Annotated in this window: 10 protein-coding genes and 1 pseudogene; 2 read left to right on the forward strand and 9 right to left on the reverse strand. The window is 69.9% G+C overall.

Going from position 1 to position 24,612, the window contains the following annotated elements; all coding sequences use genetic code 11:
• Both WS61_RS32885 and WS61_RS08195 read right to left on the reverse strand, forming a co-directional pair.
• Nucleotides 1–662: pseudogene (locus tag WS61_RS32885) on the reverse strand (hypothetical protein); the annotation flags it as partial.
• A gap of 297 nt (nucleotides 663–959) precedes the next feature.
• Complete coding sequence (locus WS61_RS08195; protein ID WP_059500014.1) at nucleotides 960–13,685, reverse strand: autotransporter-associated beta strand repeat-containing protein; 12,726 nt, start codon at nucleotides 13,683–13,685, stop codon at nucleotides 960–962.
• A 736-nt stretch (nucleotides 13,686–14,421) separates the two neighbouring features.
• Here WS61_RS08195 and WS61_RS08200 point away from each other — a divergent pair.
• Nucleotides 14,422–14,880 (forward strand): (2Fe-2S)-binding protein, encoded by a 459-nt coding sequence (locus WS61_RS08200; protein WP_059500015.1) that lies wholly within the window; start codon nucleotides 14,422–14,424, stop codon nucleotides 14,878–14,880.
• Nucleotides 14,881–14,901: 21 nt separating this feature from the next.
• Nucleotides 14,902–17,394 carry a xanthine dehydrogenase family protein molybdopterin-binding subunit gene (locus WS61_RS08205; RefSeq protein WP_059500016.1) on the forward strand — a complete coding sequence of 831 codons (2,493 nt, stop codon included), beginning with the start codon at nucleotides 14,902–14,904 and terminating at the stop codon, nucleotides 17,392–17,394.
• A gap of 314 nt (nucleotides 17,395–17,708) precedes the next feature.
• Here WS61_RS08205 and WS61_RS08210 read toward each other — a convergent pair whose 3' ends face one another.
• Genes WS61_RS08210 through WS61_RS08240 form a run of 7 tightly spaced genes read right to left on the reverse strand, consistent with a single transcriptional unit; the run spans nucleotide 17,709 to nucleotide 24,609 of the window.
• A complete protein-coding gene (locus WS61_RS08210) occupies nucleotides 17,709–18,683 on the reverse strand; it encodes a type II secretion system F family protein (protein WP_059500017.1) in 975 nt (324 codons plus the stop codon).
• A 36-nt stretch (nucleotides 18,684–18,719) separates the two neighbouring features.
• The gene (locus tag WS61_RS08215; RefSeq protein WP_059500018.1) at nucleotides 18,720–19,697 is read right to left on the reverse strand and encodes a type II secretion system F family protein; all 978 of its coding nucleotides are present in this window, start codon (nucleotides 19,695–19,697) and stop codon (nucleotides 18,720–18,722) included.
• Between the two features lie 33 nt (nucleotides 19,698–19,730).
• Nucleotides 19,731–21,098 carry a CpaF family protein gene (locus tag WS61_RS08220; RefSeq protein ID WP_059500019.1) on the reverse strand — a complete coding sequence of 456 codons (1,368 nt, stop codon included), beginning with the start codon at nucleotides 21,096–21,098 and terminating at the stop codon, nucleotides 19,731–19,733.
• Between the two features lie 18 nt (nucleotides 21,099–21,116).
• Complete coding sequence (locus WS61_RS08225) at nucleotides 21,117–22,325, reverse strand: AAA family ATPase (RefSeq protein WP_059500020.1); 1,209 nt, start codon at nucleotides 22,323–22,325, stop codon at nucleotides 21,117–21,119.
• 22 nt (nucleotides 22,326–22,347) lie between these two features.
• A complete protein-coding gene (locus tag WS61_RS08230; RefSeq protein ID WP_059500021.1) occupies nucleotides 22,348–22,791 on the reverse strand; it encodes a TadE/TadG family type IV pilus assembly protein in 444 nt (147 codons plus the stop codon).
• Entirely contained in the window at nucleotides 22,788–23,324 is a 537-nt protein-coding gene (locus WS61_RS08235; RefSeq protein WP_059500022.1) for a TadE/TadG family type IV pilus assembly protein, read from the reverse strand. The genes WS61_RS08230 and WS61_RS08235 overlap by 4 nt, the downstream gene beginning before the upstream one ends.
• 13 nt (nucleotides 23,325–23,337) lie before the next feature.
• Complete coding sequence (locus WS61_RS08240) at nucleotides 23,338–24,609, reverse strand: pilus assembly protein TadG-related protein (RefSeq protein WP_059500023.1); 1,272 nt, start codon at nucleotides 24,607–24,609, stop codon at nucleotides 23,338–23,340.
• Between the last annotated feature and the right edge of the window lie 3 nt (nucleotides 24,610–24,612).

The following is a 24,612-nucleotide window of genomic DNA, read 5'->3' on the forward strand; positions in this document are numbered from 1 at the left end:
CCAGTCAGCGTTCCGACCGCACCCGTCGCCGTGTTCGCTACCGTGCCGACAACACCACCGAGGCCGCCAGTCCCGCCACCGATACCACCCAGTGCACCGGTTACCGTACCGACCACACCACCAAGCCCGCCAGTCGGATTGCCGACACCACCCAACGCCCCCGTCACCGTACCGACTGCACCGCTTGCCGCATTGCCCACCGTTCCAACGACGCCACCGAGACCACCAGTCCCGCCACCCCCGATGCCGCCCAGCGCACCCGTCACCGTTCCAACCACACCACCGAGACCACCGGTCCCGCCGCCACCGCCGACACCACCCAAAGCCCCCGTCACCGTACCGGCCACGCCTGCGACCGGCTCGAGTAATCCGCTACCGATATCGATGGTCGCGCTTCCCGTCCCCGTCCCTGCCAGCCCGATCGAGATACCGCCTGCATTCGGGCTGCCGACCGTCACCGCCCCGTTCCCCCATCCCGTCACGGTGCCGACGAGTTCCCCGGGCGCGGGGGATCCGCCTGCGACGATGAGGCCGTCGGATTTGCTGACACTTCCCTGCGGGGAAGCCAGCACCCCCGCCTGAGACGCCGTGGCGGCCAGGCTGAACAAAACCCCGACCGACAAGGCGATGCCTGTCAATTTCGCGTTCATTTTCGTTTTCATGAATAACCTCATTTCGATTGGACAACCGCGGAGCAACTCGAGCGATGACGCTTGGACCCCATCGCCCGAAGGCGGCGCGAATCGTTCGCGGATTGCCCGATACGGTAAAGCGTTGAAACAGGTTTAAACAGGCCGATGCAACGGGACACCAGACATCAAGCGACGCACTTCATGAAAATTGATTCGCATCACGAAACTTATGCAATGCGAATCCGAAAAACGACCATCATCCAACCCTCGATCGACGATTGACCGCTCACGACGATACCTTCCGTCGCGAGCGGCCCCCGCCTCCCTTTAGAACTTCCACAACAGATTGCCGTACAGCGCGTGGTCGCTGATGCTGCCGCCGATCTGGCCGCTGTAGGACAACCCGAGCGACAGGTTCTTCGTGACGGCCGCGTCGACACCGACCTCGAGCACCGCGGCGTCACGCGCGACCGGCACACCGACCACGCTGAACGGCGAACCGCCGCTCGCGAACGACAGCTTCGACGCCGGCTGCGTATTGCCGAACGCGTGCCGCCAGCCGACCGTGCCGAACGCCGTGACCTTGCCCTTCGTCGTGACCGCGACGTCGGTCGAGGCCCGCACGCCGAGGGTCGAGAAGCCGAGGCCGGTCGTGTCGGAATCGCCCTGCAAGGCAGCCGCGCCACCGTTCTCCTTGAAGCCGCCGGTGTGCAGGCTCGCGAACGCGAGCCCGACGAACGGCTCGAGCGCGACGTTGCGAATGGCCGTCGAGTAGCCGATCTCCGTGAACACCTGCGTCGCGTTCGCGTCGTAGCTCGCGGTGTCGTGATCGGAGAAGCTGCCGAACGACGGATTGCGCTCGCTATGCACGCGGTACCACGACTGCGACACGCCACCGCGCACGTTCCACGCGTTGTATCGGCCGCTGGCGTACAGCGCGATCGTCTCGCCGTTGACCTTCGCCGACTCGTTCTGGTCGGTATTGAGCTGGCTGCGCGATGCGCCGCCCGCGATACCGACGCGCCAGTGGCTGCTGACTTCCACATCCGTGCCGACGACGAAGCCGTACAGGTTGCGATCGATCGAAGCGACGCCGTCGCCGTCGAACCGGCTATGCGAACCGTACAGCCGGCCCCACACCGCGGGCTTGAACGACTTGGCCGGCGTGCAGCCGTTCTCCGCGGCCATGCGCCGGTCGAGCGCGGCCGAGTGATCGTCCGCCGACACCGGCGCCTCGCATCCGCAGAGCGCCCCGCCCGGCTGCGAACCGAGCCGCGCACGATCGAGCACCGCGTCGCGCACGTAGCGGCTATCCGACAGCAGCACGCTGCGCGTGCTCGGATACAGGTCGCCGGCCAGTTGCGTGAACGCACGGTTGGCGGTCGGCGCATCCGTCGTCAGCACCGTATCGAACAGCGGGTTGCCGGCGCCGAGCGTGCCGACCGCACCCGCCACCGCTTGCCCGTCGGGCGTTGTCGCAACCGACGAGAACGGCGTGCCGTTCGGCGCCAGCGACATCAGCACCTGCGCCGGGTTGTACGTGAGCGTCGGCGTGAGGAACGCATACGTCGAGTTCACCGCGCTGAACTGCCCTTGCACGCCCGCGCCGGCATTCACGATCGTGTAGAGCTTGCCCGGCTGGTATTGGCCGGTCGCTGCGACGACCTGCACCGACCCGCCGTTGAGCGTGGCGGAGCCGGTCACGTCGAGGCCGCCGCTCTGTTGCGGCGTGGCGCCGACCTGCAGCGTCGAGCCCGGCTGGAAGGTCGCGTTGCCCGCGACCTTCAGCGGCTGCCCGAGCTGGAGGACCGATGCGGTACCGCCGCCCGACACGACCAGGCCGCCGATCGTGCCCGTCCCGGTGACGGTCGCGCCGTTGCCGACGGTCACCGGCGAGTTGGCCAGCGAACCGGTGACCGCGAGCGTGCCGCCCGCCACGGTGGTCGGCCCGGACAGCGTGTTGGTCCCGCTCAGCACCTGCGCACCCGTGCCGGCCAGCGTCAGCGGGCCGGTACCCGACAGCGTGCCCGCGAACGAGCTGGTGCCGGCGGTATTGACCGTCAGCGGCGTCGCGCCGAGGTTCACGTTCGAACCCGTCGTGCCGGACAGCGTGCCGATCGACTGCGGTGCGGCCGAACCCGTGAGGTCCAGCGTCGCGCCGCTGCCGGCGAGAGTCACCGGGCTCGTCGGCGCAAGGCTGCCTGCGCCGGCAAGCGCGAGCATGCTGCCGCTGCCGATCGTCGTGCCGCCGGTGTACGTGTTGGCGCCGGTCAGCGTCTGCGTGCCGCCGCCCTGCACCGCGAAGCCGCCGGTACCCGCGATCGTGCCGCCGAACGAACCGCCCGTCGGGCCGGCCACGGTCAGCGTGTTGCCGCCGAGATTCACGGTCGAACCCGCCGCGCCCGACAGCGCGCTGGCCGTCTGCGGTGTCGTCGTGCCGCTGACGTCGAGCGTCGCGCCGTTGCCGGCCAGCGTCAGTGCGCTGCCGGCCGACAGGCCGCCGTTGCCGCCGTTGCCGCCGACCGCCAGCGTGCTGCCGCTGCCGATCGTCGTGCCGCCCGTGTACGAGTTCGCGCCGCTCAGCGTCGTCGTCGACGGGCCGCTCACCGCCAGATTGCCGCCGCCCGAGATCGGGCCGCTCAGGCCGAGGTTGTTGGCGCCGCCCACCGTCAGCGTCGAACCCGTGCCGAGATTCACGGCGTTGCCGAGCGTCGTGCCGGGCACGCTGGTCCCGAGCGTGCCGCCGTTGCCGCCGACACTCAGCGTGCCGCTGCCGAGTGCGGTCGGCGTGCCGGCGACCAGCGTGCCGCCGCCCGTGACGCTGGTGCCGCCGGTGTACGTATTGGCGCCGGAAAGCGTCGTCGTCGCCGGGCCGCTGAGCGCGAGCGTGCCGCTGCCGGAGATCGGGCCGCTCAGACCGAGGCTGTTCGCACCGCCCACCGTCAGCGTCGAGCCCGTACCGAGGTTCACCGCGTTGGTCAGCGTCGTACCCGGCGTGCCCGCGGCCAGCGTGCCGCCTGCGCCGCCGGTGTTCAGCGCGCCGGTGCCGAGCGCCGTGTTGCTGCCCGCGACCAGCGTGCCGCCGCCCGTCAGGCTCGTACCGCCCGTGTACGTGTTGTTGCCGGTCAGCGTTTCGGTGCCCGGGCCGGCCAGCGTGAGGCTGCCGCCCGTACCGGCGATCGTGCCGCCATACGTGCTGCTGCCTGTACCGCCGAGCGTCAGGTTGTTGCCGCCGAGGTTCACCGTCGAACCCGCGACGCCCGACAGCGCGTTCGTCGTTTGCGGCGTCGTCGCCGCGCTCACGTCGAACGTTGCGCCCGCACCGGCCAGATTGACCGGGCTGCTGCCGGACAGGCTGCCGCCCGCGCCGATCGCCAGCGTGCCGCTGTTGATCGTCGTCGCGCCGGTGTACGTGTTGGTGCCCGTCAGCGTTTCGGTGCCGGTGCCCGACAACGTCAACCCGCCCGTGCCGCCGACCGTCCCGCCGAACGTGCCGCTGCCCGACCCGCCGAGCGTCAACGTATTGCCGCCGAGGTTCACCGCCGAACCCGCTGCGCCGGACAGCGCGCCCGTGGTCTGCGGCGTCGTCGCGGCACTCAGGTCGAGCGTGGCCCCTGTACCCGACAGATCGACCGCACTGCCCGCCGACAGGCTGCCGCCCGCGCCGACTGCGAGCGTGCTGCCGCCGCCGATCGTCGTGTTGCCGGTGTACGTGCCGATGCCGCTGAGGGTCGTCGTCGACGGGCCGCTCACCGCGAGGTTGCCGCTGCCCGAGATCGCACCGCCGAGGCCCAGGTTGTTCGCGCCGCCGACCGTCAGCGTCGAGCCCGAACCCAGGTTGATCGCGTTGGTCAGCGTCGTGCCGGCCGTGCTCGTGCCGAGCGTACCGCCTGCGCCGCTGGTGTTCAGCGCGCCCGTGCCGAGCGCCGAGCCGTTGCCGGCGAGCAGCGTTCCGCCACCGCTCAACGTCGTGCCGCCCGTGTACGTGTTGTTGCCGGTGAGCGTTTCGGTGCCCGTGCCCGACAGCGTGAGGCTGCCACCGGCCCCCGCGATCGTGCCGTCGTACGTGCCGCTGCCCGACCCGCCGAGCGTCAGGCTGTTGCCGCCGAGGTTCACCATCGAACCCGATACGCCCGACAACGCGCCCGTCGACTGCGGCGAGGTGGCCGCGCTCAGATCGAGCGTGGCCCCGGCGCCTGCCAAATCGACCGCACTGCCTGACGACAGGCTGCCGCCCGCGCCGACTGCCAGCGTGCTGCCGTTGCCGATCGTCGTGCCGCCGGTGTACGAGCTGGCGCCGGTGAGCGTCGTCGTCGACGGGCCGCTCACCGCGAGGTTGCCGCTGCCCGAGATCGCACCGCCGAGGCCCAGGTTGTTTGCGCCGCCGACCGTCAGCGTCGAGCCTGCACCGAGGTTCACCGCGTTGCCGAGCGTCGTGCCGGCCACGCTCGTGCCGAGCGTGCCGCCTGCGCCGCTGGTGTTCAGCGCGCCCGTGCCCAGCGCCGAACCGTTGCCCGCGATCAACGTGCCGCCACCGGTCAGGCTCGTGCCGCCCGTGTACGTGTTCGTGCCGTTCAACGTTTCGGTGCCCGTGCCGCCCAGCGTCAGGCTGCCGCCTGCACCGGCAATCGTGCCGTCATACGTGCCGCTGCCCGTGCCGCCGAGCGTCAGGTTGTTGCCGCCGAGATTCACCGTCGAACCGGCCACGCCGGACAGCGTACCCGTCGTCTGCGGCGTGGTCGCGCCGCTCAGGTCGAAGGTTGCGCCCGCACCCGTCAGGCTCACCGGCGTCGTCCCCGACAGGCTGCCGCCCGCGCCGATCGCCAGCGTGCCGCTGTTGATCGTCGTCGCGCCGGTGTACGTGTTGGTGCCGGTCAGCGTTTCCGTGCCGGTGCCCGACATCGTCACGCCGCCCGTGCCGGCGATGTTGCCCGCGTAGGTGCCGCTGGCCGAGCCGCCGAGCGTCAGGTTGTTGTTGCCCAGGTTCACGGTCGAGCCCGCCACACCCGAGATCGCGCCCGTCGATTGCGGCGACGACGCGCCGCTCAGGTCGAGCGTCGCGCCGGACGCCGTCAGGCTGACCGGGCTGCTCGACGAGAGGCTGCCGTTGCCGCTGATCGCGAGCGTGCCGCTGTTGATCGTCGTCGCGCCGGTGTACGTGTTGGTGCCCGTCAGCGTTTCGGTGCCGGTGCCCGACAGCGTCAACCCGCCCGTGCCGCCGATCACACCCGCGTACGTGCCGCTGCCCGAACCGCCGAGCGTGAGCGTATTGCCGCCCAGGTTGACGTTCGTGCCCGTGCTGCCGGACAGCGCGCCGCTCGTCTGCGGCGACGTGGCCGCGCTCAGGTCGAGCGTGGCGCCGGTGCCGGACAGGTCGATCGCGCTGCCCGACGACAGGCTGCCGCCCGCGCCGACCGCGAGCGTGCTGCCGCCGCCGATCGTCGTGCTGCCGGTGTAGGTGTTCGCGCCCGACAGCGTCGTCGTCGACGGACCGTTCACTGCGAGGTTACCGCTGCCCGAGATCGCGCCGCCAAGGCCAAGATCGTTCGTACCCCCGACCGTCAGCGTCGAGCCGCTGCCGAGATTCACCGCGTTGCCGAGCGTCGTGCCCGGCGTGCTCGCGGCCAGCGTGCCGCCTGCGCCGCTCGTATTCAGCGCACCCGTGCCGAGCGCCGAGCCGCTGCCCGCGATCAACGTGCCGCCGCCGCTCAGGGTCGTGCCGCCCGTGTACGTGTTGTTGCCGGTCAGCGTTTCGGTACCCGTGCCCGACAGCGTCAGGCTGCCGCCCGCGCCGGCGATCGTGCCGCCGTACGTGCCGTTGCCCGTGCCGCCGAGCGTCAGGTTGTTACCGCCCAGGTTCACCGTCGAACCGGCCACGCCCGACAGCGTGCCCGTCGTCTGCGGCGTGGTCGCGCCGCTGACGTCGAAGGTCGCGCCCGCACCGGCCAGGTTCACCGGGCTGCTCGCCGACAGGCTGCCGCCCGCGCCGATCGCCAGCGTGCCGCTATTGATCGTCGTCGCGCCGGTGTACGTGTTGTTGCCCGTCAGCGTTTCCGTACCGGTACCCGACAGCGTCAACCCGCCCGTGCCGCCAACCGTACCGCCGAACGTGCCGCTGCCCGACCCGCCGAGCGTCAGCGTGTTGCCGCCGAGGTTCACAGCCGAACCCGCTGCGCCCGACAACACGCCCGTCGTCTGCGGCGTCGTCGCGGCACTCACGTCCAGCGTCGAGCCCGCACCGGCCAGATCGATCGCACTGCCCGACGACAGGCTGCCGCCCGCGCCGACCGCCAGCGTGCTGCCGCCGCCGATCGTCGTGTTGCCGGTGTACGTGCCGGCGCCGGTAAGCGTCGTCGTCGACGGGCCGGTCACCGCCAGGTTGCCGCTGCCCGAGATCGCGCCGCCGAGGCCGAGATTGTTCGCACCGCCAACCGTCAGCGTCGAGCCCGAACCGAGATTGATCGCATTGGTCAGCGTCGTGCCTGCAACGCTCGTGCCGAGCGTGCCGCCTGCGCCGCTCGTGTTCAGCGCGCCCGTGCCGAGCGCCGAGCCGCTACCCGCGATCAACGTGCCGCCTCCCGTCAGGTTCGTGCCGCCCGTGTACGTGTTGTTGCCGGTCAGCGTTTCGGTGCCCGTGCCCGACAGCGTGAGGCTGCCGCCGGCCCCCGCGATCGTGCCGTCGTACGTGCCGCTGCCCGACCCGCCGAGCGTCAGGTTGTTGCCGCCGAGGTTCACCGTCGAACCGGCCACGCCCGAGAGCGTGCCCGTCGTCTGCGGCGTGGTCGCGCCGCTGACGTCGAAGGTCGCGCCCGCGCCGGCGAGATTCACCGGGCTGCTCGCGGACAGGCTGCCGCCCGCGCCGATCGCCAGCGTGCCGCTGTTGATCGTCGTCGCCCCCGTGTACGTGTTGGTGCCGGTCAGCGTTTCCGTCCCCGTGCCGGCCATCGTCAGCCCGCCGGTGCCGCCGATCGTCCCCGCATAGCTGCTGTTGCCGGTACCGGCCAGCGTCAACGTGTTGCCGCCGAGGTTCACGTTCGTGCCCGCGACGCCGGACAGCATCCCGCTCGTCTGCGGCGTGGTTGCCGCGCTGATGTCGAGCGTCGCGCCCGTGCCGGCGAGATCGAGCGCGCTGACCGACGACAGGCTGCCGCCCGCGCCGACCGCCAGCGTGCTGCCGCCGCCGATCGTCGTGTTGCCGGTATAGGTGTTCACGCCCGTGAGCGTGGTCGTCGACGGGCCGCTGACCGACAGACCGCCGCTGCCCGAGATCCCGCCGCCCAGCCCGAGATCGTTCGCACCGCCAACCGTCAGCGTCGACCCTGCGCCGAGATTGACCGCATTGCCGAGCGTGGTGCCGCCGACGCTCGTGCCGAGCGAGCCGCCCGCACCCGTCACGTTCAGCGCGCCGGAACCCAGTGCGCTGCCGTTGCCGGCAATGAGCCCGCCGCCACTCAGCGTGGTGCCGCCCGTGTACGTGTTCGTGCCGGTGAGCGTCGTGGTGCCTGCGCCGGTCTGCGCAAGGCCGCCGCTGCCGGAAATCGTGCCGCTCAGGCCGAGATCGTTCGCGCCGTTCAGGCCGAGCGTCGCGCCCGAGCCGAGCGTGACCGCGTTGCCGAGCGTCGTGCCGCTCACGCTCGCGTTCAGCGTGCCGTTGCCGGTCACGTTCAATGCGCCGGAACCGAGCGCCGTGTTGCTGCCCACGCTCAGTCCGCCGCTGCTCAACGTCGTCCCGCCGCTGTAGGTGTTCGCGCCGCCGAGCGTGGTCGTGCCCGAGCCGGACTGCACCACGCCACCCGCGCCGGAAATCATGCCGTTCAGGCCGAAGTCGAACGCACCGCCGAGATTCAGCGTCGAACCGGCGCCCAGATCGACGGCGTTCGCCAGCAGCAGGTTCGCCGTGCTCGCGCTGAGCGTGCCGCCGCTGCCGGTGACGCCGAGTGCGCCCGTGCCGAGCGCCGTGTCGTTGCCGACCGACAGGCCGCCGGCGCTCAGCGTCGTGCCGCCCGTATAGGTGTTCGCGCCGGACAGCGTCGTCGTGCCGCTGCCGGTTTGCGCGAGACTGCCGCCGCCCGACACGATCCCGGCCAGGCCGAGGTCGTTCGTGCCGCCCAGCGTGAGCGCCGAACCCGTGCCGAGGTTCACCGCGTTGGCGAGCGTCGTCCCCGCGACGCTCGCGGCCAGCGTGCCGCCCGCGCCGCTCGTGTTCAATGCGCCGGTGCCGAGCGCCGAGCCGTTGCCCGCGATCAGCGTGCCGCCGCCGATCAGGCTCGTGCCGCCCGTGTACGTGTTCGTGCCGTTCAACGTTTCGGTGCCCGTGCCGCCCAGCGTCAGGCTACCGCCCGTGCCGCCGATCGTGCCGTCATACGTGCCGCTGCCCGTCCCGCCCAACGTCAGGTTGTTGCCGCCCAGGTTCACCGTCGAACCGGCCACGCCCGACAGCGTGCCGGTCGTCTGCGGCGTCGTCGCGCCGCTGAGGTCGAACGTCGCGCCGGCCCCGCCCAGATTCACGGCGCCGCCCGCCGACAAGCTGCCGCCCGCGCCGATCGCCAGCGTGCCGCTGTTGATCGTCGTGCCGCCCGTGTACGTGTTCGCGCCGGTCAGCGTCTCGGTCCCGGTGCCGGACAGCGTCAGCCCGCCAGCGCCGCCGATCGTGCCGCCGAAGGTGTTGTTGCCGGCTCCGCCGAGCGTCAGCGTGTTGCCGCCGAGGTTCACCGTCGCACCCGCGACGCCGGCCAACCCGCCCGTCGCCTGCGGCGACGTGGCCGCGCTCAGGTCGAGCGTCGCGCCCGCGCCGGCCAGGTCGAACAAACTGCCACCGGACAGGCTGCCGCCCGCGCCGACCGCGAGCGTGCTGCCGTTGCCGATCGTCGTGTTGCCGGTGTAGCTGCCCGTCCCCGTGAGCGTCGTGATCGACGGGCCGTTCACCGCGAGGTTGCCGCCGCCCGAAATCGCGCCGCCCAGGCCCAGGTTGTTCGCGCCGCCGACCGTCAGCGTCGCGCCCGCACCCAGATTCACCGCATTGCCGAGTACCGTGCCGCCGACGCTCGTGCCGAGCGTGCCGCCCGTGCCCGTCACGTTCAGCGCGCCGGTGCCGAGTGCGCTGCCGTTGCCCGCGATCAGGCCGCCGCCGCTCAGCGTCGTGCCGCCCGTGAACGTGTTCGCACCGAGCAGCGTCGTCGTGCCGGTGCCGGTTTGCGCAAGACTGCCGTCGCCGGCAATCACGCCGCCGAGGCTCAGATCGGCCGCGCCGTTCAGGCCGAGCGTCGCGCCCGCGCCCAGGTTCACCGCGTTGCCGAGCACGGTGCCGGCGACGTTCGTCGCGAGCGTGCCGCCCGCACCGCTGACATTCAGCACACCGGTGCCGAGCGCCGCGCCGTTGCCGGCGATCAGCCCGCCGCCGCTCAACGTCGTGCCGCCCGAGAACGTGTTCGCGCCGAGCAGCGTCGTCGTGCCGGTACCGGTTTGCGCGAGGCTGCCGTTGCCCGCGATCGTGCCGCTCAGGCCGAGATCGTTCGCGCCGTTCAGCCCCAGCGTGACGCCGGTACCGAGATTGACCGCGTTGCCGAGCGTCACGCCCGGCACGCTTGCGCCGAGCGACGCCGAGCCGTTGACGTCGAGCGCGCCGACGCCGAGCGCCGCGCCGCTGCCGACGATCAGGCTGCCGCCCGTCAGCGCCGTGCCGCCCGCGTACGTGTTGTTGCCGGTCAGCGCCTGCGACCCGGTGCCGGCAAGCGTCAGCCCGCCCGCACCGCCGATGTTGCCGGCGAAGACGCCGCTGCCGCTGCCTGCCAGCGTCAGGTTGTTCGAACCGAGATCGATCGTCGAACCCGCGACACCCGACAGCGTGCCGATCGACTGCGGCGTGGTCGCACCGGCGATGTTGAACTGCGCGCCGGCGCCCGTCAGGTTGACGGGGCTCGATGCGGCGAGGCTGCCGCCCGCGCCGATCGCGAGCGTGCCGCTGCCGATCGTGGTGCCGCCGGTAAACGTCTCGGCCGCGGTGAGCGTCGTCGTGCCCGGGCCGCTCACGGTCAGGCCGCCCGCGCCGGAAATGATCCCGCCCAGCCCGAGATCGTTCGCACCGCCAACCGTCAGTGCCGCGCCCGCGCCGAGCTGGATCGCATTGCCGAGCACCGTGCCGCCGACGGTCGTGCCGAGCGAGCCGCCCGCGCCGGTCACGTTCAGCGCCCCCGTGCCCAGCGCGGCGGCGTTGCCGGCGAGGATTCCGCCGCCGGCGAGCGTCGTGCCGCCGGTGAACGTGTTCGCGCCGGTCAGCGTCGTGATGCCCGAACCGATTTGCGCGAGACCGCCGGTACCGGCGATCACGCCGTTCAGGCCGAGATCGTTCGCGCCGGTCAACGAGAGCGTCGCGCCCGCGCCGAGGTTCACCGCATTGCCCAGCGTCGTGCCGCTCACGCTCGCGCCGAGCGCGCCGCCCGTGCCGGCGACGTTCAGCGCGCCGCTGCCCAGCGCCGTATTGCTGCCGGCGAGCAGCGTGCCGGCGCTCAGCGTCGTGCCGCCGCCGAAGGTGTTCGCGCCGGACAGCGTCGTCGTCCCCGTGCCGCTCAGCACGAGACCGCCGGTACCGCCGATCGCGCCGCTCAGGCCGAGGTCGTTCGCGCCGTTCAGCGTCAGCGATGCGCCGTTCAGGTTGATGCCGTTCGCGAGCGCCGCGCCGGCGGCCAGATCGGCGCTCAGCGAACCGCCGAGACCGCTCACGTTCAACGCGCCGCCCACGCCGAGCGCCGAGTTGCCGCCGACGATCAGGCTGCCGCCGCCCGTCAGGCTCGCGCCGCCCGTGAACGTGTTCGCACCGGACAGCGTCGTGGCGCCGGTGCCGCCGAGCGCCAGGCCGCCCGCGCCCGAGATCGCGCCGCTCAGGCCGAGATCGGCCGCGCCGTTCAGGCCGAGCGTGGCGCCCGCGCCCAGGTTGACCGCATTGCCGAGCACCGTGCCGCCGACGTTCGTCGCGAGCGTGCCGCCCGTGCCGGATACGTTCAGCGCCCCCGTGCCCAATGCCGCGCCGTTGCCGGCGATCAGCCCGCCGCCGCTCAGCGTGGTGCCGCCCGAGAACGTGTTCGCGCCGAGCAGCGTCGTCGTGCCGGCACCGGATTGCGCCAGGCTGCCGCTCCCGCCGATCGCCCCGCCCAGGCTCAGGTCGGCCGCGCCGTTCAGGCCCAGCGTGGCGCCCGCGCCCAGGTTGACCGCATTGCCGAGCACAGTGCCGCCGACGTTCGTCGCCAGCGTGCCGCCCGCGCCGGATACGTTCAGCGCCCCCGTGCCGAGCGCCGCGCCGTTGCCGGCGATCAGCCCGCCGCCGCTCAGCGTGGTGCCGCCCGAGAACGTGTTCGCGCCGAGCAGCGTCGTCGTGCCGGCACCGGATTGCGCCAGGCTGCCGCTCCCGCCGATCGCTCCGCCCAAGCTCAGGTCGGCCGCGCCGTTCAGGCCCAGCGTGGCCCCTGCATCGAGATTCACCGCATTGCCGAGCAGCGTGCCGCCCACGTTCGTCGCCAGCGAGCCGCCCGTGCCGCTCACGTGCAGCGCCCCCGTCCCGAGTGCCGCGCCCGTGCCGGCGACGAGCCCGCCGCCGCTCAACGTCGTGCCGCCCGTAAACGTGTTCAGGCCGAGCAGCGTGGTCGTGCCCGAGCCGGTTTGCGCCAGCCCACCGTTGCCGGCGATCACGCCGCCCAGCCCGAGATTGGCCGAGCCGTTCAGACCCAGGGTGACGCCGGTGTCGATGTTCACCGCGTTGCCGAGCACCGTGCCGCCGACGCTCGTGCCGAGCGTGCCGCCCGTGCCCGTCACGTTCAGCGCGCCGCCGCCGAGCGCCGTCGCGGTGCCGACGAGGAGCCCGCCGCCGCCCGTCAGATTCGTTCCGCCCGTGAATGAATTGGCGCCGTTCAGCGCCAGCGTGCCGGTGCCGCTCACGTTCAGCGCACCGGCGCCGCCGATCGCACCCGACAAACCGAGCCCGTTCGCGCCGTCCACCGTCAGGCCGCCCGTCAGCGTCACGTTGTTGAGCAGGTTCACGCCGGCCGCGCCGGCCTCGAGCGTGCCGCCACCGCCGATGATCGTGCCGGTGCCCAGCGCGCCGGCGCCGTGGACGATCGCGGTGCCGCCGGTCAGCGACGCGTTCGTCGCGGTCGATGCGCCGGTGACGTCCCACGTGCCGCCCTGCACGGCGAGGTTGTTGAAATTGCCGTACGTATCGACCGCGATGGCGCCGTTCGTCGCGCCGCCGGCGGCCGTGTTCAGCTGCAGGTTGAGCGTGTTGTTGCCGCCCAGCCCGGCGTCGACGCCGAGCCCGACCGACGATCCGGTCAGCGCGTTGAACGTGTTCGACGTGCCGAGGGCCGCACCCAGCGACACGTTGCCCGTGACGGTGCCGGCGTTCGTGAACGTGTTCCCTGCACCCGGCGTGCCGCTGGGCGCGAGCGCCACCGCCCCGCTGATCGTGCCGCTGCTCGTGTTGGTGAAGTTGGTCTGCGCGCCGCCCGACGTGGTCACGACCTGCGCGGTCGGCCCCGCGCCGAAGCCGAGCAGGCCGGTCGTACCGATCATGCCGGCGTTCGTGATGTTCGTCGTGCCGCCGATGCCGTTGTTGACCGTCAAAGCCGGCCCGTTGACCAGCGAGCTCGTCGACCCCATCATCACGCCCGTGCTGGTGTTCGTGACGTTGACGGTGCTCGCCGACCCGCTATTGCCGACCACCGTGCCGTTCGACACGACGCTCAGCCCGGACAACGCGGGGTCGATCCGGCCGTTGTTGGTCAGCGTGACGCCGCTGCCCGTCAGCGACAGCGCGGTGCCGCCGAACAACGGCACCACGGAAATGGTGGCGCCGGACTGGACGGTCAGGTTCAGATTGTTCGTGCCGTTCGAATAGGACGTGCTGGCTCCGGTACAACTGACGGTCGTCGTTCCGGTGCAGGCAGCCAGGGCGTCGGCGGGGACGATCCCGGCGCCGACCAGCGCGACCAGCATGCCGGTCGGGACGAGGAGTTTCGGACGTGCTTCCGCGCGCTTTTTGTTCGAGCCCATGCGCATACGCATAATCACACCTTCCCATAAGAGAATCGACGACACCGGGCATTCATTCGGCGCATTCAAAATGCCGGGGATAAATACCGGAATGCGTTATTCGATGTTTTTTTGGAAAAACACCGCCCCTTCACCAATCCGAATTGGTTGAATGGATTAAAAACAAACAAGAACGAATCGACGAGAATTATTGAATCGGCATATTTTACTTTTAACCCCCTTCGTCACCCGGTAAATTTTCCGCTAATCAATAACAGTTGTTTTCACGACCCTGGAAACGTTGCTTCGACGAGCACAGCTCGTCGAACGTCCGTCCATACAGGCCAACAACGCATCCATGCCGAACTCCTGCCCGTACGGGGCTTCCCGCCCCACAATCAAACGCTCCCCGCTCCCGTCGGATAACCGCGCGCCTGTTGCCCCGCATACCGGTTCGTCAGTGCCTGCCGCCCGATCCGCCTGTCTCCCGGCGTGATCGCGAGTCAAATATAGGCCCGAGCAGCAAACGTTTTCCATCAAACGGGTATTTTTTTGGCAAAACTCAATATTCTTTCATTTGCATTAATTCATCGGCGCGCGAGATGAAAACGATTCTCTTTAAATAAACCAGGGAAATCATTAAGAAAGGCAAAAAACTGGAATTCCCCGGTGCAGACTTTTTAGCAAATCTGCTTTAATTGGTTCAGATCCGCCGCATTGCTTTCCTGTTTCGCGGACGACAACGAGGTGTCCAAGGGAGAACTTCACGATGGTGACGTTGAACATCAACAACCGGCCGGCCGAGATCGACGCCGATCCGTCGACGCCGGTGCTCTGGGTGCTGCGCGACAACCTCGGGCTGACCGGCACCAAGTTCGGATGCGGCACCGGCGACTGCGGCGCCTGCACCGTTCACGTCGACGGCAGGCCGGCCCGAAGCTGCACGCTGGCGCTGTCGGCAGTCGGCAGCGCGCGCATCACGACGTCCGAACATCTCGCCGACGATGCGGTCGGCAAGGCCGTCCTCGACGCATGGATCCGGCACGACGTCGCGCAATGCGGCTACTGCCAGAGCGGCCAGATGATGAGTGCGGCCGGCCTGCTGCGCAGCAACAAGGCGCCGACCGATGCCGACATCGATCGCGCGATGGCCGGCAACCTGTGCCGTTGCGCGACCTATCAGCGCATCCGCGCCGCGATTCACGATGCGGCTCACGCGCTTGCCTGAGCCTGCCCGGAGACTGTGACCATGCGTATCCGCACTTTCGGGCGCCCGGCAAGCGCCGACGCCTCCCGCCGCGACGCGCCGCCCGCCACCGGAGCCGATGCCCCGATGCTCGGCCGGCGCGGCTTCCTGAAGCTGACGATGGCGGCGAGCGGCTGCCTCGCGCTCGGCATCGCGCCGACGCGCGCCGCGGCGCAAGCGGGCAAGACCTCGCCGGCTTCACCGCCGCAAGCATTCCTGATCATCGCGCCGGACAACACCGTGACCGTCGCCGTCAACCGGACGGAATCCGGCCAGGGCGTCAGCACCGCGCTGCCGATGGCGCTGGCCGACGAGCTCGACGCCGACTGGCGCAACGTGCGCACCGTGCTCGCGCCGGCCGGCGAGCCGTACAAGGATCCGGTGACGGGCATCCAGATGACGGCCGGCTCGACGTCGGTCAATCACTCGTTCGCGCAATACCGCGAACTCGGCGCGTCTGCCCGCGCGATGCTCGTCGCCGCGGCCGCGCAGCGCTGGAACGTCGATTCCTCCACATGCCGGACCGCGAATGGCGTCGTGACGTCGGGCAATTACCGCGCGACCTATGGCGAGCTCGCACCGGCCGCGATGGCGATGCCGGTCCCGCAGCGGGTGCCGTTGAAGTCGCCGGATCAGTTCCGCCTGATCGGCAAGCCGACACCGCGCATCGACGCGCGCGCGATGCTCGACGGCACGCTCAAGTACGGAATGGACTGGAGCCTGCCGGACACGATGGTGGCCGTGGTCGCGCGCCCGCCGCGCTTCGGCGGCAAGGTCGCGAGCTACGACGCGGCGGCAGCCCGGGCCGTCAAGGGCGTGGTCGAGGTCGTCGAGATCCCGACCGATCGCGGCGGCACCGGCGTGGCCGTGATCGCGAACGGCTACTGGCCGGCCAAGCTCGGCCGCGATGCGCTGAAGATCACGTGGAAGGATGCCGGCTCGACCGTCACGTCCGCCGAACAAATGCAGGCGTACAAGCAGCTCGCCGGCACGCCGGGGACCGTGGTGCGCACGGCCGACGCCGGCAGCGCGCCGCCGGCGGCGACGCGGATCCAGAAGGACTACGAATTTCCGTATCTCGCGCACGCGGCGATGGAGCCGCTCAGCTGCACGGTCGACGTCGGGCCGGCAAGCTGCGCGTGCGGGATCAAGATCTGGGGCGGCTCGTCGCTGCAGACCGCCGACCGCGCGGCCGTCGCGAAGGCGCTCGGCGTCGCGCCGGAGAAAGTCCAGATATTCACGCTGACGACGGGCGGCGACTACGGCCGCCGCTCGACGCCCACGTCGGACTACGTGGTCGAAGCCGCCCGCGTGTCGTCCGCGTACCTCGCCGCCGGCCATCTCGGCCCGGTCAAGACGATCTGGTCGCGGGAGGACGATCTGCGCGGCGGCTATTACCGCCCGATGGTGCTGCATCGCGTCGACATCGGCGTCGACGGCAGCGGCGCCGTGCGCGACTGGCAGCACGTCGTCGTCGGCCAGTCGGTGCTGAAGGGCTCGCCGCTCGAGCGCACGGCGATGCTCAGGCGCGGCACCGATCCCAGCCTGACCGACGGCGTCGCGAACAGCCCGTACGGCTTCCCGATGCAGGTGTCGGTCCATCAGACCGACGCCGACGTGCCGGTCCAGTCGTGGCGTTCGGGCGGCCATACGCATACGGCGTTCGTAATGGAAACGCTGGTCGACGAGCTCGCGCACTCGGCGCGCCAGGACCCGGTCGCGTACCGGATGGCGCGGCTGACCGGCCCCGAGCACGCGCCGCATCGCCAGGCGCTCGCGCTGGCCGTCGACAAGTCCGGCTACGGCACGCGCACGCTGCCGGCCGGGCACGCATGGGGCGTCGCGATGCACGAAACCGCCGGCTCGGTCGTCGCGTACGTGACGGAGGTGTCGATCGAGGCGCAGCAGCCGCGCGTGCATCGCGTGACGGCAGGCGTGTATGCGGGCCGCATCGTCAACCCGACCGGTGCGGAAGCGCAGATCCAGGGCGGCGCGCTGTTCGGCCTCTCGACGACGAAGCCGGGCTTCGCGATCGACGTCGACCATGGCGCGGTGCGCAACGCCGGTTTCGCCGACTATCCGCCCGTGCGCATGCAGGAAGCGCCGCCGGTGGACGTCTTCTTCGTGCCGTCGGACGCGCAGCCGACCGGGTTGAGCGATGCCGGCGTGCCGCCGATCGCGCCGGCGGTGGCCAACGGTGCGTTCGTGCTGACCGGCGAACGGATGCGTGCGTTGCCGTTCGCGCCGATGCTGGTCGCATCGGCCGCCCCCGCGATGCCGGAGGCCCCTGCTGCGGCCGTCGAAGAGGATCCGTACGGCGACCTGCCGGCCGGCGGCTGCCGGATGCCGCACAAGGCCAAGCGGGCCGCGTTGAAGCCCAAGGTCGACCAAAGCCATGCAGGCGTCGGCCAGGCACCCGCCGTGCCGAAATTCCTGCGGCCGAAACGGCGCGCCGGGATTCCGTGCATCGAGGATCTGAAGAAAGGCACGGTGTGACGTAGACGATCCGGTGCGCGGTCGATCCCGGCAGTGGTTTTCAGTGATGCACCGTGCGCCGGCCGCCCCGATACGGGGCGCCGCCGCTTCAACCGGTTAGCAGTAGGGGGCAGCCGCGAAGGCGGTGGACTACGGCTTGTTCCATGGCCGACCATGGGTCCGGGATGCATCGACGCCGCTATGGTCGACCTGTCTCGCGGCGCCGCCCGGGGAGGAAGCCTCCATGAAGCCTGTTGCCGTGCCGGCCGCCGGATCGCCCGGGGCCGGCACGCACGATCGCGATCGATGCAGGTGAAGCCGTCGCGCCCCGGCCCTCACTGCGCGATGCCGACGAACGTCGGCAGCAGCACGCGATAGACGTGAATCATCGCCGGGCCGAGCAGCACCACCATCAGCGCGGGGAAAATGCAGAAGATCAGCGGGAACAGCAGCTTCAGCGCGATCTTCGCCGCGCGTTCCTCCGCGCGCATCCGGCGCCGCGTGCGCAGCATGTCCGACAGCACGCGCAGCGATTCGCCGATGCTCGTGCCGAACCGGTCGGCCTGGATCAGCATCGCGCAGAACGATTCGATATCCTCCACGCCGGTGCGCAGTGCGAGATTGCGCAGCGCCGTCTCCTTCGTGAAGCCGGAGCGCATCTCGAGCAGCAGCAGGTCGAGCTCGCTCGCGACCGCCTCGCTGCGAAACCGCAGCTCCCCGCTCACCTTCATCAGCGCCGCGTCGAGCCCGAGCCCCGCCTCGACGCACACCGTCAGCAGGTCGAGCGCGTCCGGGAAATCCTCGAAGATCTTCTGCTGACGCACCTTGACCCGTTGCGACAGCACGACGTTCGGGATGTAGTAGCCGATGCCGGCGAGCGCCACGAGGATCACCGACAGCAGCGCACGCTCGTCGCCGAGCGGCGTCGTGATCAGCACCAGCAGCGCCGCGCACGGCAGGCCGAGCGCGAGCATCGTCTTCGCGGTGAAATACAGCGCGGCCGCGCTCTGGTTGCGCCAGCCGGCGTTCATCAGCCGGATGCGCAGCGGCGAATTCTCCCAGCCCTCCTTCGGCACCGACAGTTTCGAGATCGGGGTGGACAGCTCGACCAGCTTCGCGACCCAGCGCGACGCCATGTCGTCGCCGTCGCCCGGGCCGGCGACGGCGCCCGCCCCGGCCCCGCCGGCCTGCTGGATCCGGCGCTGGATGCCGCGCGGCGCGAACAGCAGCATCGCGACGAGCACGCCGCCGGCCACGAAGATGAACAAGCCGCCCAGCATCACGGCCTGGACCACGCTCAGGTTTTGCATGACAGCCTCGCAACGGTTCGTTATTCGGCTCGCGCGTCAGACGCGAATGCGCACGATTCGGCGGATCCAGAACAGGCCGAACAGCATCGACACCAGCATCGTGCCGACCATCCGGATCCCGGCCGGATCCTCCCAGAGCACCGACAGGAACTCGCGGTTCAGCAGTGCCATCACCGCAGCGGTGCCGAACGGCAAGAGCCCGAGAATCCACGCCGACAGCCGCCCTTCCGCCGACAGCACGCGCACCTTGTCGAACAGCTTGAAGCGCTCGCGGATCAGCCCGGCGATGCTGTCGAGCAGCTCGGCCAGGTTGCCGCCCGTCTCGCGCTGGATCAGCACCGCGATCACGAAGTAGCGCAGGTCCTGCACCGGTACGCGCGTCGCGAGATTCATCAGCGCGTCGTGCAGCGACACGCCGTAGTTGACCTCGTCGAACGTGACGCGGAATTCGCCGCCCATCGGCTCGGAAAACTCGTCGCCGACCATCCCGAGCGTGCTCGTGAAGGAATGACCGGAACGCAGCGCGCGCGCGATCATGTCGCAGATGTCCGGCAACTGCCGCTCGAGCTTGCGCATCCGGCGGGCGCGACAGCGCAGCACGTACATCATCGGCACCCACCCGGCGAACAGCGCGATCGGCACTGCGGCGAGTTGCGGCAACCGCGCGAAGCTCGCCGCGAACCACGTGAGCGCCGCGAACGTTGCGCCGAGCGCGATCAGCTTCGGCAGCGTCCAGTCGAGGCCCGACTGCTGGATCACGAGATCGAGCGCGTGCACGCGCGGCAGGCGCAGCAGCAGCCGGTCGAACGGTTTCGACTCGTCGAGCATCCGCTTCTTCAGGATCGACAGCCGCTCCTGCTGGACGTTGCCGCCGGCCGACATCGCGCGGATGCGCGATTCGATCAGGCGCGCAGCGGCGCCGTGCCGCGCGTTCCACCATTGATAGATGCCTTCGATCGACAGCACGACCGCGACGAAGGTGAGAATCACGAAACCGTAAAAGATCGCATTCATGAGGCCTCCCCGGCAGCACACGGCGCCCTGGCGTCAGTCCGTCTCGTAACGCACGGACGGGTCGTACAGTGAATCCGGCAGGTCGATGCCGAACGCCAGCAGCCGTTCGACGAACTTCGGCCGCACGCCGGTCGCGCAGAAGTGGCCGCGCACCGACCCGTCGCGGTCCACGCCCGTGCGCTTGAACGTGAAGATCTCCTGCATGTTGATGATGTCGCCTTCCATCCCGGTCAGTTCCTGGATGCTGACGATCTTGCGCTTGCCGTCCGTGAGCCGCGCCGCCTGCACGACCACCGAGATCGCCGATGCGATCTGCTGGCGCATCGTCTTCGGCGGCAGCGTCAGGCCGGATACGCTGACCATGTTCTCGAGCCGCGTCAGCGCATCGCGCGGCGTGTTCGCGTGGATCGTCGCGAGCGAGCCTTCGTGGCCGGTGTTCATCGCGTTGAGCATGTCGAGCGCTTCGGCGCCGCGCACTTCGCCGAGGATAATCCGGTCCGGGCGCATCCGCAGCGCGTTGCGCACCAGCGTGCGCTGCGTGATCTCGCCCTTGCCTTCGATGTTCGGCGGCCGTGTTTCGAGCCGCAGCACGTGCGGCTGCTGCAGTTGCAGCTCGGCGGCGTCCTCGATCGTCACGATCCGCTCGTTGCGCGGAATGAAGCCGGACAGGATGTTGAGCAGCGTCGTCTTGCCGCTGCCGGTGCCGCCCGACACCAGCACGTTCACCTTCGCACGCGCCAGCGCGTCGAGCAGTTCGGCCATCGGCGGCGTCAGGCTGTGGAAGCGCACCAGGTCGTCCATCTTCAGCGGGTTGACCGCGAAGCGCCGGATCGACATCAGCGGCCCGTCGATCGCGGACGGCGGGATGATCGCGTTCACGCGCGAACCGTCCGGCAGCCGCGCGTCGACCATCGGGCTCGATTCGTCGATACGGCGGCCGACGCGAGACACGATCTTCTCGATCACCTTCATCAGGTGCGCGTCGTCGTAGAACGTCACGTCGGTCAGTTCGAGCTGCCCGCAGCGCTCGACGTAGACCTGCCGGCAGGTGTTCACGAGGATGTCGGAAATGCCGGGGTCGCGCAGCAGCGCTTCGAGCGGGCCGAAGCCGAACATCTCGTCGTACACGTCGATCGCGAGCTGCCGCCGCTCGATGTCGTTCGCGGGCAGCCGTTCCTCGTCGAGGATGCGCGCGATCAGCGCGCCGATTTCCATGCGGACCTGGTCCTGATGCAGCCGCGACAGGCGCTCGAGCTCCACGCGCTCGAGCACGGCCAGGTGAATTTGGCGGCGCAGCTTCTGGTATGCGTCGCGCACCGACGAATGGGCCGGGCCGGCCGGTTCGCTGCCCGCCGCCATCGGCTGGGCCCGGTGCAAGGACATCTGTTCGCGCAATGACATGGCGGTTCCCCGAAAGAATTACATCGACTTGAGCTTCGGCGTGGCCTTGCGGCCGAACAGCCGGGACATCAACGGTTCGGTGTGCGTCGCGCTGCGTCCCGCGCGCACTTCTCCGTCGACGAGTTGCTTCGCGCACCCCTGCAACGCACGCGTGACCGCCGAGCCGCGCGCGAGCCGCGACACCGGATGGCCCTGATTGATCGCTTCGAGCACGGTGTCGGCGTCGTCGGGAATCGTGCAGGCCGCCTGCAGGCCGAGCACTTCCTCGAGCGCGGTGCGGGTCCGCTCGCTCGCGCGCGTCGCGCGGTTCACGATCAGCCGCAACCGGTCGGTCGAATAGCCGAGCGACACGAGCATCTCCAGCAGCCGGCGGCCGGCGCGCACGTGCGGCATCGCGGGCTGCAGCACGATCTGGATCTGGTCGCTGCGATCGAGCGCGACCATCGACAGCGGGTTGATGCCGACGCCGACGTCGAAGATCACGAAGTCGTAGCGCGGCGCGGCGACGCCGAGTATCCATTCGAGCGCGTCCTCGCGCACCTCGGCGGCCTTGAACGGGTCGCCGGCGCCGGCCAGCACGTGGAAATTCTCGGTCACGTGCGCGACGCTCGCGTCGAGAAACGCGCTGTCGAGCCGCTCGATCTGCGCGCACAGCTGCGGCAGCGTCGATGGCGGGGTTTCGTCGCTGACGAGGAATGCCGCGTCGGCAAACTGCTGGTTCACGTCGATCAGCAGCACGCGGCGCTTGAAGCCCTCGGCGATCTCGAACGCGACGTTGCCGGCCGCGAAGCTCGTACCGGCCCCGCCCTTGCACGACATGAACGACACGATCCGCGTGTCGTCGGTATCGCGCCGCGTGCTTTGCGCGGCCGCCCGTTCGAGCGCGTTGCCGAGCGCCTGCAAATCGAGCGGCCACTGCAGCACGTCGCGCGCGCCGGCGCGCATCGCGTCGAGCAGTACGTGCGGCGATGCGTCGGCCGTCACGAGGATGCAGGTCAGGCTCGCGTGCGCGCGGCAGATGCGCTCGATCGCCGACAGCTCGAACGGATCGAGCGACGTGCCGTCGATCAGCAGGACGTCGAACGCGTCGAGCCCGTCGGTGCGATGTTCGATCTGCGACGGGCGGCCGGTGGCGCGCGTCGTGCGATAGCGTCCGCTGTCGGCCACGAGACGCGCGAGCTGCGAAAGCCGCGCGGTATCGTCGGAAGCTACGAGGATATTGATCATGTCGTGTGCCTCGTGTGTTCGATCAGTTGCAGGCGGAGCCGCCCGTCGCGGAGCTCAGGCTTTCGCGCGGCAGCGTCGTCGTGAACGGCGGCATCCTGACCGTGACGTTCACGAACGGAATCATGGTCTTGACGGTGACGTTCGTGACGCTCACCGTGACGAACGAGCACGTGTTGATGTCGCAACTCGAAGGCGTGTAGTTGACCGACACGTTCGCGTCCGACAGCAGCGGCAGCAGCGATCGCACGCGCTTCACGATGCCCGCGGCGTTCACGTCGCAGACCACCGCCGTGCGTGCGCCGAGGCGCACGGCTTCGCTCGCGGTGTTCCAGTAGAACAGCACGCGGCCGAATTCGAAGATGCCGATCAGCAGCATGATCAGCACCATCGCGATGAGGGCGAATTCGACGATCGCCGCGCCGCGCTGCGCGCGCCGGCGTGACCGCGGAAACCGGCGCGCGTTCATGACACTTGCCTCATCACGGTAACGATGTTGCCGAAGGTGATCGACGGCAGCGCCGGATACGCGGGAATCGGCTGATACTTGTAGCCGCTGATCTTCACTTCGACGACGTTGATCGCGCCCGCCGCCGCGCCGCTCGACGAATTGTTGTTGTCCGCGTCGTAGGTCGGCAGGTTCGCGAACTGCGACGGGTCGGACCCGTCGCTGCAGCCGGTCGTGCGCTGGGCGTCGCAGATCGTGACCATCGACGTCGTGAGCCCCGGCACCAGCTCGGTGCCCGACGAGCCGCACGTCGTGCTGCCGTACACGACCAGGCACTGCGCCTGCGACACCGGATACGCGCTGTCGGTCGGCAACCAGACCGACAGGTAGCGCGCCGCGTCGCGGGTCGCCTTGGTCAGCGTCTCGTACTGGTAGATCGCCCGGCCGAACTCGGCCACGCCGGTCGCCAGCAGGATCATCGGCATCAGCACGAGCGCGAACTCGACGGCGACGGCGCCGCGGGTGCGCGAACGACGAATCGGCAGCTTCTTCATGATCGTCTCTCCGCTATTGAACGAGCATCGGCACCTGGGTGCCCGACGCGCTGCCGCTGCCCGGCAAGCCGTGCGTCGCGCACGGGTTGTTGCCGGAGACCGACGAGCCGAGGTATTCAAGATGCGCGACGACCGGGCCGCTGCCGGCGCTGAACGGGAGCGGATCGAGCATCAGCACGCAATCCCATTGCGTGACGTGGACCTTGCCGCTGCTGCCCTTCAGCGTCGAACAGTCGCCTTCCGGTGCGAGCGCGAGGCGCCGGTCGCTGCCGTACGTCGTGTAGTTGCTCGCCGTCGCCGTGCCGTTGGTCGCGATGCCGCTGCCCGACGGCGGTGCACCGTCGCCCTGGTAAGGCTTGAAGCTCGCGCGGTCGGCCACGAACTGCGTGTACGCGTCACCCTTGATGCCTGCCGTTCCGGGCGGCCCATAGTTCGGCCCGACATACGCGTAGCCGGTAAAGTCGGGCTGGCCGCTCGAGCCGTTCGCACCGTTCGTATAGATGCCGAAGCGCGTATTCCACGCACGCTGCGCCGCCGACTTCAGGCCGGTGGTGCTCAGGTCCGGCGGGCTCGTGATGTTGCAGGTATTGCCCGACAGCTCGCTCGCGAGCGTCGTCTCGTTCGTCGAACCGTCGAGCGCCGCCCAGCCGAAATTGCCGGGCCCGTAGGTCGACGACGACCCGGACGGCGACGAGATCCAGTCGCCGACCTTGTAGGCCGGATCGGACGGGCCACGGCAGACGAACACGGGAATCGCACAGGTCGTCTGCCCGCCGCCGACGGTCGCGATCGCGCTCGCCGACACTTCCGCCGCATTCGCGAGCTTCGTGCCCGGCAACACGTTCAGCACTTCGATGAACCAGTGCGCGATGTTGCTCAGCGTCGCGGTGCACTTCACATACTTGATGTTCGACGGCGTCGTGACCGCATTCTTGGCCAGGAACGGGTTGCTCAGCGTATCGCTGAACGTGACGTTCGCGTTCGTCGACATCTGCACCGGCTTCTTCTGGAAAAACACGAAATTCAGGTGGCCGGCTGCGATGCCGTCGGCTTCGGCCACTGACAGGCTGATCGCCGAAGTCAGGTCGCGCGCAGCCGACAGCGCGCACGCATCGGCGCTGTTCTGCAGTTCGCTGCGCGTGACGTACAGCTTGCCGAGATCCAGCGCGAGCCCGACGAATCCGATCATCACCGCCAGCGAAAGGCCGACGATGATCGCGACGGCACCGCGCTGGCGGTGCAGGCTGCGACGCGTGACTTTCGGATGGCGGGCTGCGCTGTTCATGGC

It is taken from the genome of Burkholderia sp. ABCPW 11, from assembly GCF_001523445.1.
Classification (GTDB): domain Bacteria; phylum Pseudomonadota; class Gammaproteobacteria; order Burkholderiales; family Burkholderiaceae; genus Burkholderia.